Annotated in this window: 16 protein-coding genes; 14 read left to right on the forward strand and 2 right to left on the reverse strand. The window is 64.9% G+C overall.

Annotation, left to right across the window (positions count from 1 at the left end; genetic code table 11):
• The first annotated feature begins 74 nt into the window (after positions 1–74).
• The 14 genes from M0D43_RS01985 to M0D43_RS02050 all read left to right on the forward strand — a co-directional run bounded on the left by M0D43_RS01985 (position 75) and on the right by M0D43_RS02050 (position 11,622).
• Positions 75–695, forward strand: a complete 621-nt coding sequence (locus tag M0D43_RS01985) for a cytochrome b (RefSeq protein WP_252163319.1) — start codon at positions 75–77, stop codon at positions 693–695.
• Positions 696–778: 83 nt separating this feature from the next.
• Complete coding sequence (locus tag M0D43_RS01990; RefSeq protein WP_252163320.1) at positions 779–2,122, forward strand: cytochrome C; 1,344 nt, start codon at positions 779–781, stop codon at positions 2,120–2,122.
• A 25-nt stretch (positions 2,123–2,147) separates the two neighbouring features.
• Positions 2,148–2,540, forward strand: coding sequence for a c-type cytochrome (locus M0D43_RS01995; RefSeq protein WP_252163321.1), 393 nt, complete (start codon positions 2,148–2,150; stop codon positions 2,538–2,540).
• Positions 2,541–2,979: 439 nt separating this feature from the next.
• Positions 2,980–3,768 (forward strand): TorF family putative porin, encoded by a 789-nt coding sequence (locus M0D43_RS02000; RefSeq protein WP_252163322.1) that lies wholly within the window; start codon positions 2,980–2,982, stop codon positions 3,766–3,768.
• A 51-nt stretch (positions 3,769–3,819) separates the two neighbouring features.
• Positions 3,820–4,413: a sigma-70 family RNA polymerase sigma factor gene (locus tag M0D43_RS02005; RefSeq protein ID WP_252163323.1), complete on the forward strand. Its 594-nt coding sequence runs from the start codon at positions 3,820–3,822 to the stop codon at positions 4,411–4,413.
• The gene (locus tag M0D43_RS02010; protein ID WP_252163324.1) at positions 4,410–5,072 is read left to right on the forward strand and encodes a zf-HC2 domain-containing protein; all 663 of its coding nucleotides are present in this window, start codon (positions 4,410–4,412) and stop codon (positions 5,070–5,072) included. The genes M0D43_RS02005 and M0D43_RS02010 overlap by 4 nt, the downstream gene beginning before the upstream one ends.
• A complete protein-coding gene (locus tag M0D43_RS02015) occupies positions 5,069–6,394 on the forward strand; it encodes a S8 family peptidase (protein WP_252163325.1) in 1,326 nt (441 codons plus the stop codon). The genes M0D43_RS02010 and M0D43_RS02015 overlap by 4 nt, the downstream gene beginning before the upstream one ends.
• A 10-nt stretch (positions 6,395–6,404) precedes the next feature.
• The gene (ccmC, locus tag M0D43_RS02020) at positions 6,405–7,163 is read left to right on the forward strand and encodes a heme ABC transporter permease CcmC (protein WP_252163326.1); all 759 of its coding nucleotides are present in this window, start codon (positions 6,405–6,407) and stop codon (positions 7,161–7,163) included.
• A complete protein-coding gene (gene ccmD / locus M0D43_RS02025; protein WP_101364660.1) occupies positions 7,160–7,366 on the forward strand; it encodes a heme exporter protein CcmD in 207 nt (68 codons plus the stop codon). The genes ccmC and ccmD overlap by 4 nt, the downstream gene beginning before the upstream one ends.
• Entirely contained in the window at positions 7,363–7,833 is a 471-nt protein-coding gene (gene ccmE, locus M0D43_RS02030; RefSeq protein WP_252163327.1) for a cytochrome c maturation protein CcmE, read from the forward strand. The genes ccmD and ccmE overlap by 4 nt, the downstream gene beginning before the upstream one ends.
• A gap of 63 nt (positions 7,834–7,896) precedes the next feature.
• Positions 7,897–9,885, forward strand: coding sequence for a heme lyase CcmF/NrfE family subunit (locus M0D43_RS02035; RefSeq protein ID WP_252163328.1), 1,989 nt, complete (start codon positions 7,897–7,899; stop codon positions 9,883–9,885).
• A complete protein-coding gene (locus tag M0D43_RS02040) occupies positions 9,882–10,424 on the forward strand; it encodes a DsbE family thiol:disulfide interchange protein (RefSeq protein WP_252163329.1) in 543 nt (180 codons plus the stop codon). The genes M0D43_RS02035 and M0D43_RS02040 overlap by 4 nt, the downstream gene beginning before the upstream one ends.
• On the forward strand, positions 10,424–10,921 hold the full coding sequence (locus M0D43_RS02045) for a cytochrome c-type biogenesis protein (RefSeq protein WP_252163330.1): 498 nt from the start codon (positions 10,424–10,426) through the stop codon (positions 10,919–10,921). Before M0D43_RS02040 ends, M0D43_RS02045 begins: the two co-directional genes overlap by 1 nt.
• Positions 10,921–11,622 carry a tetratricopeptide repeat protein gene (locus tag M0D43_RS02050; protein ID WP_425510707.1) on the forward strand — a complete coding sequence of 234 codons (702 nt, stop codon included), beginning with the start codon at positions 10,921–10,923 and terminating at the stop codon, positions 11,620–11,622. The genes M0D43_RS02045 and M0D43_RS02050 overlap by 1 nt, the downstream gene beginning before the upstream one ends.
• Positions 11,623–11,763: 141 nt before the next feature.
• Here the strand turns inward: M0D43_RS02050 and M0D43_RS02055 are convergent, their stop codons facing one another.
• Positions 11,764–13,836 (reverse strand): PAS domain-containing protein, encoded by a 2,073-nt coding sequence (locus M0D43_RS02055; RefSeq protein ID WP_252163332.1) that lies wholly within the window; start codon positions 13,834–13,836, stop codon positions 11,764–11,766.
• Positions 13,829–15,340: an ATPase domain-containing protein gene (locus M0D43_RS02060; RefSeq protein ID WP_252163333.1), complete on the reverse strand. Its 1,512-nt coding sequence runs from the start codon at positions 15,338–15,340 to the stop codon at positions 13,829–13,831. Before M0D43_RS02060 ends, M0D43_RS02055 begins: the two co-directional genes overlap by 8 nt.
• Positions 15,341–15,359 lie beyond the last annotated feature (19 nt).

The following is a 15,359-nucleotide window of genomic DNA, read 5'->3' on the forward strand; positions in this document are numbered from 1 at the left end:
GCCGGCGTGGGGAGCCAGGCCTGGCAGCACAGCACGCCGCCGGAACCAACGACCACCACCGGAAGAAAGATCAGATGAGTTCATCCCCACAGGCGCCCGTCAGCCCTTCCGCCTCCGGCGCAGGCACAGCGCCAAGGGCAGAACAGACGCCCGCAGCCGCGCGCGTGCAGCCGTTGCCTAAAGCGATGCGCGTGCTGCATTGGCTCACCGTGCTGTGCCTGATCATGGCGGCCACGCTGATCCTGCTGCGTGCCGAACTGGATGGCCGCGCATTGCGTCAGTGGCTGCTGGAAGGCCATCGTCACTTTGGCCTGCTGGTCCTGGTGCTGTTCGTGTTGCGTATCGGGTTGCGCCTGCGTCTGCGCACGCTGCCGCCCGGCCCACCCGCTTCGCTGCCGATGCGCCTGGCCGCTGGTGCCACGCATGTGGCGATGTACGGACTCATGCTCGCGCTGCCGTTGCTGGGCTGGTCGCTGAGCAGCGCCTACGGCAAGCAGGTGTATTTCTTCGGCATCCCCTTGCCCGCGCTGGTCGCACCCGATGGCGACCTCGGCGACACCCTGGGCACATGGCATTTGAATGCCGCCTGGGCGTTGCTGGCGCTGGTGCTGCTGCATATCGGCGCCGCGCTCTGGCATCACCTGGTGTTGCGCGACGGCCTGCTGCGCCGCGTGTTGCCGGGCAAGCGCGCATGAACCGCCGCAACCCGCCTTCTGTCATTGGTTTCCTCGCCCGTTCCCGCATCGCTGCATCCCGCACCGTCGAACAAGGACTTTCCATGCCCACTTCCCAGCCCGCTCCGCGTCGCACTGCCACACGTACCGCCTCCCTGACGTCCTTGTTGTGCGTGTCCGGCCCGTTGCTGCTGCTGGCCAGTACGCAGGCGCAGGCGATTCCTTCATTCGCGCGCCAGACCGGCTCGTCCTGCGCGGATTGCCACGTCGGCTCCTACGGCCCGTCGCTCACGCCCTACGGCATGCGCTTCAAACTCGGCGGTTTTACCGATACCGATGGCGACGGCACCAAGATTCCGGTCTCCGGCCAGCTCACCTGGTCGCGCAACAACCCTAACCGCGGCGACAGTACCTCACGACTGCGCGAAGCGGACCTGTACCTGGGCGGCCGCCTCAGCGACAACATCGGCGGCTATTCCAAGATCCGCTCCAACAACAGCGGCAACGCCACCTTCGATACGCGCCTGGACGATGTCGATCTGCGCTTCGTCAGCAAGCCGTTCCAGATGGCCGGCAAGGACACCATGATCGGCGTCAGCGTCAACAACAACCCGGGCATTTCCGACCCGGTGCACGTGTTGCCGAACGCCTCCACGCTGACCCCGGCCTCCAACGGTGGCGCGTCCACCATGCTCAGTTCCTCGGCGCTGTCCAACCGCGTCATCGGCGCCAGCGTCTATGGTCTGTACGACCGCAATTGGTACGGTGAAGTGGGTAGCTACAGCGCACTGTCGCCGTCGGCGCAGGATCGTCTCGGCTGGCCGGTCAACGGCGACCCGGGCAAGCTCAGCGACACCAGCTATGCGCGTGTTGCCTATATGAAGGACATGAAGCGCCAGTTCTTCTCGGTGGGCCTGACCGCGCTCACTACGCGCCGCCAGCCCCTGCGTGTCGGGCCCAGCGACGACCTCACCGACCTCGGCTACGACCTGACCTACCAGTTCCTCGGCACCCGCGAACACGTGCTGTCGCTGGCCTACGTCAACATCTACGAGCGCCGCAAATACGGCAGCCCGCTGATGTCGACCGATCCCACCATGCCGGCGCTCGACCGCGGCAGCGTGCGCGATCAGACCATCAGCATGAACTACGCCTTCAAACAGACCTACGGCGTACTGGCCGCGCACATGATCAACACCGGCTCGTTCGATGCGGCGCGCTATTCGCCGGTGGGCATCCCCGACACCACCAGCAATTTGATCCTGCTGTACTGGACCCCGTTCGGCAAGGAAGGAACCTACACCTCGATCGCCAACCTGCGCGTGTCGGCTGGCTGGTTCCGTTTCGACAAGTTCAACGGCAGCACCTCCAATGTGTTCCGCGGCCCGCCGATCACCAATCCGCGCGACCTCGACAGCTTCACCTTGTCGGTCAACCTGGCCTTCTAATCCCCCCGCACCTGTACGGATCTACATGAACTCACCCCGCACGCTCTGCCTGTTGTACGCCCCGCTGGCCTGCCTGTTGCTAGCAGGCGCACTGCCCGTGCCCTCGGCACACGCTGCCGATGGCGCCGGCACCTTCCTTACCGAATGCGGCGAATGCCATAGCGCCAAACAGGGCAAGAACAAGAAAGGCCCGTCCCTGTTCGGCGTGGCCGGCCGCCCTGCCGGCACCGTTGCGGACTTCAGCGGTTACTCCGACGCGCTCAAGAACAGCAAGTGGACCTGGACCCCCGCCCAGCTCAAGTCCTATCTGTCGCAATCCTCGACCAAAGCCCTGCCGGGCACCAAGATGAAGTACGACGGCCTGGACGATCCGAAGGAGCTTGATGCGTTGATCGCCTACCTCAACACCTTGAAGTAGGGTCGATCAGCGCGCGTGGCGCGTCAGCATCGGCCGGGCGGACGGAGGCTGCACGGAACCGCAACGCACACTGCCTGCCTGCGGTTGCGGTCTTCGGCATTCCGGGCATGACGCCTGCAGGCGACCTTCGCTGCCGCCGTGGCTGTGGCGGGCGAGCTTTTCCAGCTGCGGCGGCCTGTCCGTCGGCCGCCTGTCCAGTCCGATCTGGAAACATCCTGCACAGGCCGACAGGACGGATGTGCGTTTTCTGACACTATGGCTTCGCGTATACGCACGGAATCGCCGCAGCCGCGGCGGTCTCGCCCACCGTCATAGGTCACCATCGCGTCCCCGTTTCACGCCCAGCTCTCACGCCATTGCCGACCGTTCCAACTTCCAAGCCGCTCCCCCTGCGACCGCGACGCCACCGCGCCCGTGGCGCTTCTGCGTGGGCGCACTGATGGGCGCTACCGCATATCACGAATGCTTCAAGGCGCTGCCAGCTGCGCCCGCTGCGCAGCCCGGATGCCTGCATGCGCCGCGCAGGCAACCCCGGCTACTCCAATGGCTGCTGCTCACGCTGGCATCTGGCTGCTGCGGCAGCGCCCTGGCCAATGACCTCGGCGGTGCGGTGGCGGTGACCTCCAGCCTGATCGACCGCGGCATCTCCATCGCGCCCAACAAGGTCACCGTGCAGGCGGCCGGTTACTGGCTGCCCTCCCCCGGCTGGTCGGTCTCTACGTCGGTGGCATTGCAGTCGCCCGCCTGGAGCGACCCGGTGGCAGTCGCCGCCCAGGTCGGGCGCGCCTGGATGCTGGGCGACCGCTGGCAGATGCAGGCCAGCCTGCTCTACTACGCTTACCCGACCGACCGCTCCACCCGCACCTTCAACCGCCAGGAAGCCAGCCTGGCCTGGTCCTACCGTGATGTCGTGACGTTTGCGATATCCACTTTCAACTTCCCGCGCGCCGACCAGTCGCCATGGAATGTGGCCTTCGATATCACCGGCAATGTTCCGCTGAGCAACGATTTCAGCCTGTCGCTCGGCGCCGGCTCGTCGCGTTTTCCGGCCATGGCCTACGGTGCGCCCCACTCCGGCCGCTATCAATACGGTCAACTGGGCCTGAAGTGGAGCCGCGCCGGATGGACGCTGAAAGCCGAGCGCATCCTGACCAGCGGCAATACCCCACGCATGCAGGGCGGCCCCGGCGAAACGCCGTGGTTGGGCACGGTCTCCAGAACCTTCTGATCCATACGCAACCTTTTGCCTGCCTGCGCGCACTGACGTGGGTTACCAGCGATGCCTACCTTGATGAATGACACCGATACCTTGGGCGATGCAACCGACCGCATGCTGTTGCGCCGCATGGCCGCGGGCGATCGCGACGCGCTGGCCAGCATGTACCACAGCTACCACGGCCGACTGTGCCGGTTCCTGTCGCGGTTGACCCGACGCCCGGACATCATCGAAGAAGCCATCAACGATTGTTTCTGGATCGCCTGGCAGAAGGCCGGCGACTTCCGCGGCGATTCGCAGGTGTCCACCTGGATCATGGGCATCGCCTACCGCTGCGGGCTCAAGTGCCTGCGCCAGCATGACGGCGAGGCCATCGACGACACAGCCGTGGTGGAAGACCATGCCCCCAGCGCCGACGACAACGACGACCGCGAACTGCGCGACTGGTTGGACAAGGGCATGGAACGGTTGTCGCCGGACCAGCGCCTAGTGATCGAGTTGGTCTACGGCGTCGGCCACAAGCTCGAAGAAGTGGCCGACATCATGCAGTGCCCTGTTGGCACCATCAAAGCCCGGTTGTTCCATGCCCGGGTCAAATTACGCAATGTGCTCCCCGGCCTGGCCGGCGGTGCCCCTTACACGGAGATCATGCAATGAAGACGTTTTTCATCGCGCCTGGCAAGGAATGCTCGCACGCCTGGGAATTGATGCCGGCGGTGCTGCTGGACAGTGCCACCGAGGAAGAAAACACCTGGCTGATTGCGCACGTGGCCAAGTGCGCCTCGTGTAGCGCCGAATTCGCCCAGCAGAACCGCCTGCGCCAGGCTTTGGCGCTGCCGTCTGCAGTGAAGCTGGACCCGAACGCCGGGCTGCAGCGCCTACTCGGCCGCCTGGATGCACCCGAGCAGCACACCGAACCTACGCGTGTGCCGACAGCGCGCCGCTCCGGCAGCTGGACGGTGCGCGCCCTGGCCGCAGCGGCGCTGGTGCAGGCCATCGGCCTGGGCGTGATGGGTGTCAAGCTGGCCTCGCCCGCCACGTCGCACGACTACCGCACGCTCAGCAGCGCCACGGCGTTGCCGGTGCCGCAAGGCGCCATCCGTGTAGTGCCGGACGCAAAGATGACCTTGGCCGACTGGGACCAGCTGCTGCATGCACAGCAGCTGCAGGTGGTCGGCGGTCCCAACGACATGGGCGCTTACACCGTGGTGCCTGCTGCACCGCAGCCGCCGGCGCAGCCGCAGCCGCAGCAGACCGTGCAGCAACTACGCGCCACTCCGGGCATCCGGCTGGCGGAGATCGTCTCGGCCCCATGAATCGTCTGTTCGCCATCGGCCTGGTCGCCGCGCTCGTTGGACTGGGCGCGCACACCAGCGCGCACGCTGCCGCAGTCCAACAGGAGCCGGCGACGGATGTTGCCGGCCCCACCACGGCACCTGCCGATGCGCAGATGCCCGACAGCAGCCGCGACATCCTGCTGGCGGTGGCCAACCCGCTCGCGGCACCGCCAGCCCGCGCCGGCTCCAGCCTGATCGGCTACGCGTCCAGCTATTACGGCGCCGGCCAGAAGGCTGCCGCGCGCATGGACAGCATCAAGCAACGCTACAAATTGCGCGAAGTCTCTGCCTGGCCGATCACCTCGCTGGGTCTGTATTGCGCTGTGCTGCAACCACCGCCCGGCGTGTCGCGCGATGAACTGGTCAGTGCACTGGCCGACGACGAAGGCGTGGAGCTGGTGCAGCCGGTGCAGGATTTCTCGGTGTTCTCCGCCGACGCGTCGGAAAAGACCACCCCGCTGTCCAGCTACAACGACCCGTACGTGGACATGCAACGCGGCTTCATCGACACCGATGCCGCCAGCGCGCAGACCGTCACGCAGGGGCGCGGCGTGGTGATCGCAGTGGTCGATACCGGCGTGGACACCAACCACCCGGATCTAAAAGCGCGCATCCGCGACGTGCACGATCTGGTCGATGACAAACCGGTCATGACCAGCACCGATTCGCACGGTACCGAAGTGGCGGGCATCATTGCCGCCGGCAGCAACAATCACCAAGGCATCGTCGGCATGGCCCCCAAGGCCATGTTGAGCGTCTACAAGGCGTGCTGGTACGCGCCCACGGTCGGCGCAACCGCACGTTGCAACACTTTCACCCTGGCCAAGGCGCTGGCGGCAATCAACAACAGCTCCGCGCGCGTGATCAATCTGAGCCTGGGCGGCCCGGCCGATCCGCTGCTGAGCAAGATGCTGCAGCAGCTGGTGCAACAGGGCCGCATCGTGGTGGCGGCCATGCCACCGAACGGGCGTCTGGACGGGTTTCCCAATGACGTGCCCGGCGTCCTGGTGGTACGCAGCAGCAGCGCAACGCCGGCCATGCCCGGCGTACTCAGCGCGCCCGGCAGGGACATCCTGACCACGCAGCCGAACGGCCGTTACGATTTCACCTCCGGCTCGTCGATGGCCACCGCGCATGTCAGCGGCATGGCCGCGCTGTTGTTGTCGCTGCAACCGTCGATGGATGCCGCGGCCTTGCGTGAGCTCATGCAGCGCACCAGCAAGGTCTCCGACGGGCAGTTGCAGGTCAACGCCGGCGCCGCAGTGCAGGCGTTGGCGTCTCACGCAAAACATTCCAACTGACGGCACCGGCATGGCCAAGTGGATTCCCTTGTGGCTGCACAGACTCAGCTCGCCGCCGACCTTCTATCGCGTGGCCGGACGCGTGCGTCCCTGGGCATTGGGCCTGGCGCTGTTGCTTGGTGCGGTGGCCGCCTACGGTGGGCTGGTGCTGGCGCCGCCGGACTATCAGCAACACGATGCCTACCGCATCATCTTCATCCACGTGCCCAGTGCGTGGATGAGTCTTTTCGTCTACGCGGCGATGGGCGTTTCGGCGTTCATTGCGCTGGTGTGGCGTATCAAGCTGGCCGAAGTGGTCACCATGGCTTCGGCGCCGATCGGCGCGGCATTTACCTTCATCACCCTGTGCACCGGCTCCCTGTGGGGCAAGCCGATGTGGGGCACCTGGTGGACCTGGGATGCGCGGCTCACCTCCGAGTTGCTGCTGCTGTTTTTGTACCTGGGCGTGCTTGGCCTGTATTACGCCGTGGAAGACCGTCGTCAGGCGATGCGTGCAGCCGGGCTGCTGGCGCTGGTCGGCCTGGTCAATCTGCCGATCGTGCATTACTCGGTGGTGTGGTGGAACACGCTGCACCAGGGCTCAACTGTCCGCCTGCTCGGCCCCTCCAAAATGGGCGCAGACATGCTGTGGCCGCTGCTGACCATGATGCTGGCAACCAAATGCTATTACGTCGCCAGCCTGTTCGGCCGCGTGCGTGTGGAACTGCTGGCGCTGGAAAGCGGCAAGGACTGGGTCCGCCGGATCGTGTTGACGGAGCGCACCGCATGAGCACCTTTTGGGCGATGGGCGGCTACGGCCAGTACGTGTGGACCGCCTACGCAGTGTTTATGCTGGTGCTGCTGGCCGATCTGGCAGCGCCGTGGCTACGGCGTCGCCGCCTGCCGCGCGAACTGCGCGGCCAGCTGCAGCGGCAGGCACCGCGACGTGCACGCGATCAACCCGCCGCTGTGCTGGAGCGGGACGCGCCATGAATGCCACGCGCAAACAACGTCTGTGGTTGGTGATCGGCATACTCGCCGCCGCCGCGCTGGCCGTCACGCTCATCGTGTTCGCGTTGCAGCGGAACATGAGCTACCTGTTCACTCCCAGCCAGGTACGCGCAGGTGAAGCCACCGGCTATCAGCAGTTCCGCCTCGGCGGCATGGTCAAGGCCGGCTCGATCCAGCGCGCCAGCGATTCGCTGAAAGTCAGCTTCACCGTCATCGACAAACACGCTGCGACCCAGGTGGAGTACACCGGCATTCTTCCGGACCTGTTTCGCGACAACCAGTCGGTCATCGCCAACGGACGCATGCAGGGCGAGCGCTTTGTCGCTAACGAAGTGCTGGCAAAGCACGACGAAACCTATATGCCGAAAGAGTTGAAGGATGCGATGGCCGAAGGCCATCTTGGCAAGCCGATTCCCGCCACCGCCGCACCGCTGACCGCGCCGCGTTGATGCGCTGCCGGTGGGTGCCACGCACGTCGATGCTTTCTTTCCGTTCCACCTTGCGATTCGACCATGACGCCTGAACTCGGCCAGATCGCATTGATCCTGGCGCTCCTGCTATCGCTTGCCCAGGGCGTGTTGCCGTTGGTCGGTGCGTGGCGCGGCAACACCGCATTGATGTGCATTGCGCGGCCTGCGGCGGTTGGCCAGGCGGTGTTCGTGTGGATGGCGTTCGGCTTGCTCGCCTGGTCGCTGTTATCGCTGGATTTCTCGGTGGGCTACGTCGCCGCCAACGCCAACATCGCCCTGCCCTGGTACTACCGCTTGGCCGCGGTGTGGGGCGCGCACGAAGGCTCGTTGCTGTTGTGGATCGCGATCCTCGCCACCTGGACGGTGTTGCTGGCTGCTTTCAGCCGGCATCTTCCGCAACATTTTGCCGCGCGCGTGCTGGCGGTGCTGGGGCTGATCTCGGTGGGCTTTCTGGCTTTCATCCTGCTGACCTCCAATCCATTCGGACGGCTGTCGCCGATTCCGCTGGATGGCAACGAACTCAATCCGGTGCTGCAGGATCCGGGCATGACCTTCCACCCACCGGTGCTCTATACCGGCTATGTCGGTTTCTCGGTGGCGTTCGCGTTTGCGGTGGCGGCATTGCTTGGCGGCGAGCTGGAACAGGCCTGGGTGCGCTGGGCGCGGCCGTGGACCAATGTGGCCTGGGCTTGCCTCACCGCCGGCATCGTCGCCGGCAGCTGGTGGGCGTATGCCGAACTGGGCTGGGGGGGCTGGTGGTTCTGGGACCCGGTGGAAAACGCCAGTTTCATGCCGTGGCTGGTCGGCACTGCGTTGATCCACACCCAGGCAGTGACCGAAAAACGCGGCAGCCTGCGCACGTGGACCATCCTGCTGTCGATCCTGGCGTTCTCGCTGTCGCTGCTGGGCACTTTCCTGGTGCGCTCGGGTGTGCTGACCTCGGTGCATGCCTTCGCTGCCGATCCCCGTCGCGGTTTGTACATCCTCATTTTTCTGGTGGCGGTGGTCGGCGGCTCGCTGCTGTTGTATGCACTGCGCGCGCCCAAGATTGCCAGCGGCAAACCATTCGCCGCAGCCTCGCGCGAAACCGGCATTCTCATCGGCAACCTGCTGCTCACCGTGGCCGCGGCAATGGTGTTGCTGGGCACGTTATTCCCGCTGATCGCGGATGCGTTCGGCCTGGGCAAGGTGTCGGTCGGCCCGCCCTACTTCGGCTTGCTGTTTCCGTTGTTGATGTTGCCGGTGGTGCTGTTGCTGCCGTTCGGTCCTTACCTGCGCTGGGGCAAGGCCGAGGCTGCACCGTTGAAGGCACTCGGCACCCGCGCCGGTATCGCCGCGATCGCCTGCGCGCTGATCGGCAGTGTGTTTGCCGATGGTCAGGCCAAGGCGATCGCCGGCATGGGCGTCGCCGCATGGGTGGCCGCTGGCACCGCGCTGTACGTCCACAAACGTTGGCGCGACATGCCGCGCGGGCGGCGCTTCCCTGCTGAAATGGCCGGCATGCTGATCGCGCATGCGGGCGTGGCGGTGTTCGTTGCCGGTGTGCTGGTATCCGACAGCCTGTCGGTGGAACGCGATGTACGGTTGTCGCCCGGCCAGAGCGCGCAGATCGCTGGCTACAGCTTCCGTTTCGATGGTGTGCAACTGGTGGATGGGCCCAACTGGAAGGCCGAACAAGGCAGCGTGCAGGTCAGCCGCGACGGCCAGGTCGTGGCGCAACTGCATCCGCAAAAACGCCTGTACAGCAGCGAGCGGATCCAGACCGAATCGGCGATCGATCCCGGCCTCACGCGCGACCTGTATGTGGCACTCGGCGAGCCCTTGGACGACCAGCACATCGAATACGACTGGACGCTGCGGCTGTACTACAAACCTTTTATTCGCTGGATCTGGGCCGGCGGCCTGCTGATGATGCTGGGCGGTTTCGTCAGCGCCTGCGCACGCCGCTTTCGTGCGCCGGCGACTGTCAATACATCGGCCGCATCTGTGGCGCATCCGGCTGTGGCCATCGCACAGGAATCGCTTCCGTGAATCGTCTACTGCCCTTGTTGGGCTTCCTGTTGCTGGCAACGCTGTTCGGCTTCGGCATCTTGTGGACGATGCAGCACAACCCGCGCGATGTGCCCTCGCCGTTGATCGGAAAACCGGCACCGGCGTTCTCGTTGCCACGGCTTGATCGGCCCGAACAACGCGTGAGCCGTGATCAATTGCTGGGCAAGCCGTACGTACTCAATGTGTTCGGCAGCTGGTGCGCCGAATGCGTGCACGAGCACCCGGTGTTGATGGCACAGGCTAGCCGGCTGGGCGTGCCGCTGATCGGCTACAACTACAAAGATGTGCCCACCGATGCCACCGCCTGGCTCGCACGACTTGGCAACCCGTATGCGGTGGTGGTCGCCGATGAAGCCGGCCAGACCGCCATCGATTTCGGCGTCTACGGCGCACCGGAGACCTTCCTGATCGATGCGCAAGGCGTGATCCGCTACAAGCACATCGGCGTGCTGACCCCGGATGCCATCAACGACGAGTTGCTGCCGGCCATCGCCGCGCTGCCGAAGGGCACGTCGTAATGGCGTCGGCGCGTCACACACTGCTGTTGCATTGGCGCTGGCATTGGCGCACGCAGGGCCGGCGTGTGCGCCTGTTGCTGGTGTTGCTGCTTGGCGTGCTGCTGGCGCCCTCGCTGGCGGCACAGGCGGTGGACCCGCTACCGTTCAAGAACCGCAATGACGAAGCGCGCTATCAGCGTTTGACTGCGCAGTTGCGCTGCCTGGTGTGCCAAAACGAAAACTTGGCCGACTCCAACGCCAGCCTTGCGCGCGATCTGCGTCATCAGGTGTTCGCGCAACTGCAGGCCGGCAAGAGTGATGCGCAGATCAAGCAATACATGGTCGAGCGCTATTCGGATTTCGTGCTGTACGACCCACCGGTCAAGCGCGGCACCTGGCTGCTGTGGTTCGGGCCGGCGCTGATGTTGGCTGCCGGTGCGGGTGTGGTGATTCACACCGTGCGCAAACGTGCGCGCGCCGGGACACCCGTGGCGCCGAAGACTGAGGACGAGTGGTGATGATGGGTTTTTATTGTGCAAGCGCGGCGCTGGTGGGACTGGCGTTGCTGCTGTTGTTGGTGCCACTGCTGCGCCGCCCCATCGGTACTGGCAACGCGCGCTACAGCTTGCCGATTTTGCTGGTGCTCGGTCTGCCCTTAGCCACGGCCGGTTTATATCGGCTGGTGGGTGCGCCGGAGGCGATGGCCACGCATGTGTATGCAACGCAGCCACCGCACGTGGCGTCGGTGACGCCTTCTGCAGTTGCCACACTGCCGCAAGCGGCAAGCACCGCTGCGGACATGCGGGAACAGGCGCTGGAACGCTGGATGCAGCAAGCCAAAACGGACGAGCAGAACAATCGCCCCGCCGACGCGCGTGAGGCGTATGCGCAGGCGCTCAAGATCGCACCCGACATCAGCGCCGCCATTGTCGGCTGGGTAGCCGCAGATATGGCCACGCACAGCGACTTCGCCATCGACGACGCGTCGCGCACACGGCTGCAGCAAGTGATCGCACGCGAGCCGGACAACCAGCGTGGCTTGTGGCTACTGGGCATCAGCGATTTTCAGCAGCAGGACTTTGCCGCTGCCACCGCACATTGGCGGCATCTGCATGGCTTGCTGGAGACCGGCTCGCCCATGCAGAAGGCAGTCGCGGACAAGATCGCGGCGGCCGAATCGATGGCCAGTGCGCGACAGTCCGAGCGTGGAGCGCGCTGAGGGACGCGGCTCCGGTGGCTGGGCCTAATGGGCGATGGCTGCCACGCTATGCGATTAAACAGCGCATGCATCGGGCAAGTCGCAGGTTCCCATGCGTCGTCCACGCCCAGCTGACGACGCGCGAGGTTGCGCTACTCGCTCTCAAGCCGACGGCCCCAGCACTTCGTGCAGCTTTCCGCTGAACTCGCCCAGGGTAAATGGCTTGGCGATCATGCTCATGCCTTCGCCGAGAAACTCGCCACGGTCGCGTGCTGTTTCCGCGTAGCCGGTCATGAAGATCACCGGCAGATCGCGCCGCGACTGCCGCGCGATCTCGGCCAACTGGCGCCCGTTGAGGCCCGGCAAGCCGACATCGGTGACCAGCAGGTCGATCCGACGCGGCGAGGCCAGAATCGGCAGCGCCGCGTCCGCATCGGCCACCACGTCAGCCTGGTAGCCCAGCTCGCTGAGCAGTTCGGTGACCAGCAAACGCACCTGTTCGTCGTCTTCCACCACCAGCACCTGCTGGCCCTGCCCGGCCAGCACCGCATCGCTCTGCGTGGGCGGCAACGCGATTTGCCCGGCAATCCCGGCGGGCAGATACAGGCTGACCGTGGTGCCCGCGCCTTGCTGCGATTCCACCCACACCTGGCCGTTGGACTGCTGCATGAAGCCGTAGATCATCGACATGCCCAGGCCGGTGCCCTGGCCGATCGGCTTGGTGGTGTAGAACGGCTCGAACACGCGCTCCAGCACATCCGCCGGCATGCCGGTTCCGGTATCGGCGACCGACACCACCACATAGTTGCCCGGCGCCAGGGTGACGCCACGGCCGAGTTCCAGCGATTGATCTTCCACCTGCAGATACCGCGTGGCGATAAGCAGCTGACCACCGTCGGGCATGGCATCGCGCGCATTGATGGCCAGATTGAGCAGTGCGCTTTCCAGCTGATTTTCATCGACATACGCCTGCGGTAGATCCGCTTGCAGATCGGTCTCCAGGCGCACCGACTCGCCCAGCGTACGCGCCAGCAACTCCTGCAACGACACCACCAGCTCGTTCAATTGCAGATGCCGCGCCTGCAACGATTGCCGGCGCGAAAACGCCAGCAGGCGCTGGGTGAGCGCGGCTGCGCGCAAGGCCGACGCCGAGGCAACATCCAGAAAGCGGCCCAACCCTTCGGTGCGGCCTTGATCGATGCGCAGCCGCGCCAGATCCAGCGCAGACAAAATGCCGGTCAGCATGTTGTTGAAATCGTGCGCGATGCCGCCGGTCAGCTGACCCACCGCTTCCATCTTTTGCGCCTGGCGCAGCGCCGCTTCGCTGGATTCGCGCGCCAGCATCTGCCGCTGCAGCTCGGCGGTGCGCTCGACCACCTTGGCTTCCAGCACGTTGGCCTGTTGCTGGATCGATTCCAGCGCCAGCGCGCGCGTGGTCACATCGGTGGCGAACACATGGAAGCCGTCCACCTGGCCATCCGCATCGAAACGCGGCATGTAACGGATCTCTGCCTCGCGGCGCCGCCCATCGGCATGCGGCCAGCTGGTTTCGATGGTCAAGGTCTGCCCCGCCAGTGCAGCCTCGATCCAGGCGCGGCGCTCTTTGACTACCGCAGGCCCCACCACATCCACCAGCGGCCGCCCGATCACCTCGGCAGGCGGCACGCCGATCCAGTCTTCGTAAGAACGATTGGCGAAGCGGTACACCAAGTTCTTATCGACGAAGGCGATCAGCACCGGCAACGCATCGGTCACCCGGCGCAGTTCGGCCTCGCTCTGTGCCAATGCGGCGCGGCCTTCGGCAAGCTGCGCAATCTGGTCGCGGATGACGAACTGCTTTTGCCGCGATCGCAACGCAGTGGAGATGGCGCTCAGCAACGAGGCCGAGCTCAGCGGCCGCTCCAGCTCGATGACATTGGTCATCTCGGCCGGCAAGGCCGCATGGCGCCCGCCATGCGCACCACGGGGGGCGCGCAACAGGACGAACGGAATATCCGACCAGGCCTTCTGCCCCTGCAGGATCTGCGACAGCGCGTGCAAATCGCCGCCGATCGCTTCTTCGGTCAGCACCACCACACCGGAGGTATCGTGCAGATCGCCCGCGAGGGCGTCCAGCGTGGCATAGACCCGGCGCGTCAGCCCACGCTCGCCGACGATGCTGGCAATGCTCTCCGCATCGCGGCCGAATGGCGCGATGATGTGGACGATGGAGCCGTCCGGGTCACAGCTAGTCAAGGGAACGATCCAACAACGGTTCGTCGTCTCCAACGAACTGCGGCGTACCGGTCAGCACGCCGTGGAATTTCTCCAGCGGCTCGCTTATCTGCAGACCACCGCTCCCGATGCGCAATTCGCGAATCGCGTCTTCGTGTGCGCCGCTGCGATTCTTGATCACCGACAACGCCTTGCGAATACGTCCCTTGGCCTCGAAAAAGCGCAGCAGGATGACCGTGTCGGCCATGTAGGAGACATTGAGGGTGCTGCTGGTCGCCATGCTGCCGACCAGCCCCTGTTGCGGGTTGATCAGAAACGTGGTCACGCCGCTCTGGTTGAGATACGACAACAACTCATGCATCTGCAGCATCAACTGTTTTTCTTGCGGCATCGACGCCAGATAACCGTTGAGGCTGTCGATCACCAGGATGCGGCAGTCGCGCTCTTCCACGCTGGCACGCACCGCCCAGGCGAACTCGCCGGGCGTGATATCGGCTGGGTCGATCTGGTGGAGTTCCAGCAATCCGGCATCCAGATATTTGCGCAGATCCATGCCCAGCCCTTCGGCACGCTTCAACAAGGTGCCGGTGCGCTCGTCGAACTCCAGCACGCAGCAATGCTCGCCACGCTCGCACGCAGCAACCACAAACTGCAACGCCAGATTGGTCTTGCCCGAGCCGGCCGGCCCGGTGAGCAGCGTGCTGGTGCCACGCAAGGGGCCGCCATGCAACAAGGCATCAATGCGTTCCACACCGCTCGGCACCGGGTCGCCGACGAACGGGGCATGGTGATGGGCGGCGATCAAACGTGGATAAATACGCATGCCACCGGTAACAATGGTCAGATCGTGGTAACCGGCGATGAAATCCACCCCACGCAACTTCTGCACCTGCATACGCCGGCGCGCCGCGCCGAAATCCAGTGTCATGCGCTCCAGCGATATTACCCCGTGGCACAAGCTGTGCAGGTGCGCATCGCGCTCGCCGTTTTCGCCGGTGAGATCGTCCACCAAAAACACCGTGATGTTGCGCGGCGCGAAATACTGCTTGAGCGCCAGCACCTGGCGCCGGTAGCGCAGCGAATCCTGCGCCAGCAGGCGCAACTCGGACAGCGAATCGAACACCACTCGCGTCGGCTTGACCCGGTCCACTTCGGCCTGGATGAGCTTGATGGTGCCGTCCAGCTCCATTTCCCACGGATGCAGAATGGATTGCTGCCGCCCATCGCCAAGAAATGCCTCGGCCGATGCAAGCTCGAAGATGCTCAGCGCTTCCAGCGACCAGTTGTGCGAGGCAGCCACCTCGGTGAGCTCGTCAATCGTTTCCGACAAGGTCACATACAGGCAGCTCTCGCCCTTGGCAGCGCCATCCAGCAGGAACTGCAGTGCGACAGTTGTCTTGCCGGAGCCAGGTTGGCCCTCGAGCAGGTACAAACGGTTGGGCGGCAGACCACCACGCAAGATGGTGTCGAGCCCAGTGCTGCCAGTGGTGATGCGGTTTGCGCTCATCGGCTTCACGTTCTTCATAGACCTGAATCTATCATGC

Origin of the sequence: Xanthomonas prunicola, from assembly GCF_025266575.1 — a bacterium.
Lineage (GTDB): Bacteria > Pseudomonadota > Gammaproteobacteria > Xanthomonadales > Xanthomonadaceae > Xanthomonas > Xanthomonas prunicola.

What these genes read in the sequence shown, in the direction of transcription:
- M0D43_RS01985 (WP_252163319.1), top strand. Translation starts at nt 75, where the DNA reads ATGAGTTCATCCCCACAGGCGCCCGTCAGCCCTTCCGCCTCCGGCGCA.
- M0D43_RS01990 (WP_252163320.1), top strand. Translation starts at nt 779, where the DNA reads ATGCCCACTTCCCAGCCCGCTCCGCGTCGCACTGCCACACGTACCGCC.
- M0D43_RS01995 (WP_252163321.1), top strand. Translation starts at nt 2,148, where the DNA reads ATGAACTCACCCCGCACGCTCTGCCTGTTGTACGCCCCGCTGGCCTGC.
- M0D43_RS02000 (WP_252163322.1), top strand. Translation starts at nt 2,980, where the DNA reads ATGGGCGCTACCGCATATCACGAATGCTTCAAGGCGCTGCCAGCTGCG.
- M0D43_RS02005 (WP_252163323.1), top strand. Translation starts at nt 3,820, where the DNA reads ATGCCTACCTTGATGAATGACACCGATACCTTGGGCGATGCAACCGAC.
- M0D43_RS02010 (WP_252163324.1), top strand. Translation starts at nt 4,410, where the DNA reads ATGAAGACGTTTTTCATCGCGCCTGGCAAGGAATGCTCGCACGCCTGG.
- M0D43_RS02015 (WP_252163325.1), top strand. Translation starts at nt 5,069, where the DNA reads ATGAATCGTCTGTTCGCCATCGGCCTGGTCGCCGCGCTCGTTGGACTG.
- ccmC (WP_252163326.1), top strand. Translation starts at nt 6,405, where the DNA reads ATGGCCAAGTGGATTCCCTTGTGGCTGCACAGACTCAGCTCGCCGCCG.
- ccmD (WP_101364660.1), top strand. Translation starts at nt 7,160, where the DNA reads ATGAGCACCTTTTGGGCGATGGGCGGCTACGGCCAGTACGTGTGGACC.
- ccmE (WP_252163327.1), top strand. Translation starts at nt 7,363, where the DNA reads ATGAATGCCACGCGCAAACAACGTCTGTGGTTGGTGATCGGCATACTC.
- M0D43_RS02035 (WP_252163328.1), top strand. Translation starts at nt 7,897, where the DNA reads ATGACGCCTGAACTCGGCCAGATCGCATTGATCCTGGCGCTCCTGCTA.
- M0D43_RS02045 (WP_252163330.1), top strand. Translation starts at nt 10,424, where the DNA reads ATGGCGTCGGCGCGTCACACACTGCTGTTGCATTGGCGCTGGCATTGG.
- M0D43_RS02050 (WP_425510707.1), top strand. Translation starts at nt 10,921, where the DNA reads ATGATGGGTTTTTATTGTGCAAGCGCGGCGCTGGTGGGACTGGCGTTG.
- M0D43_RS02060 (WP_252163333.1), bottom strand. Translation starts at nt 15,340, where the DNA reads ATGAAGAACGTGAAGCCGATGAGCGCAAACCGCATCACCACTGGCAGC.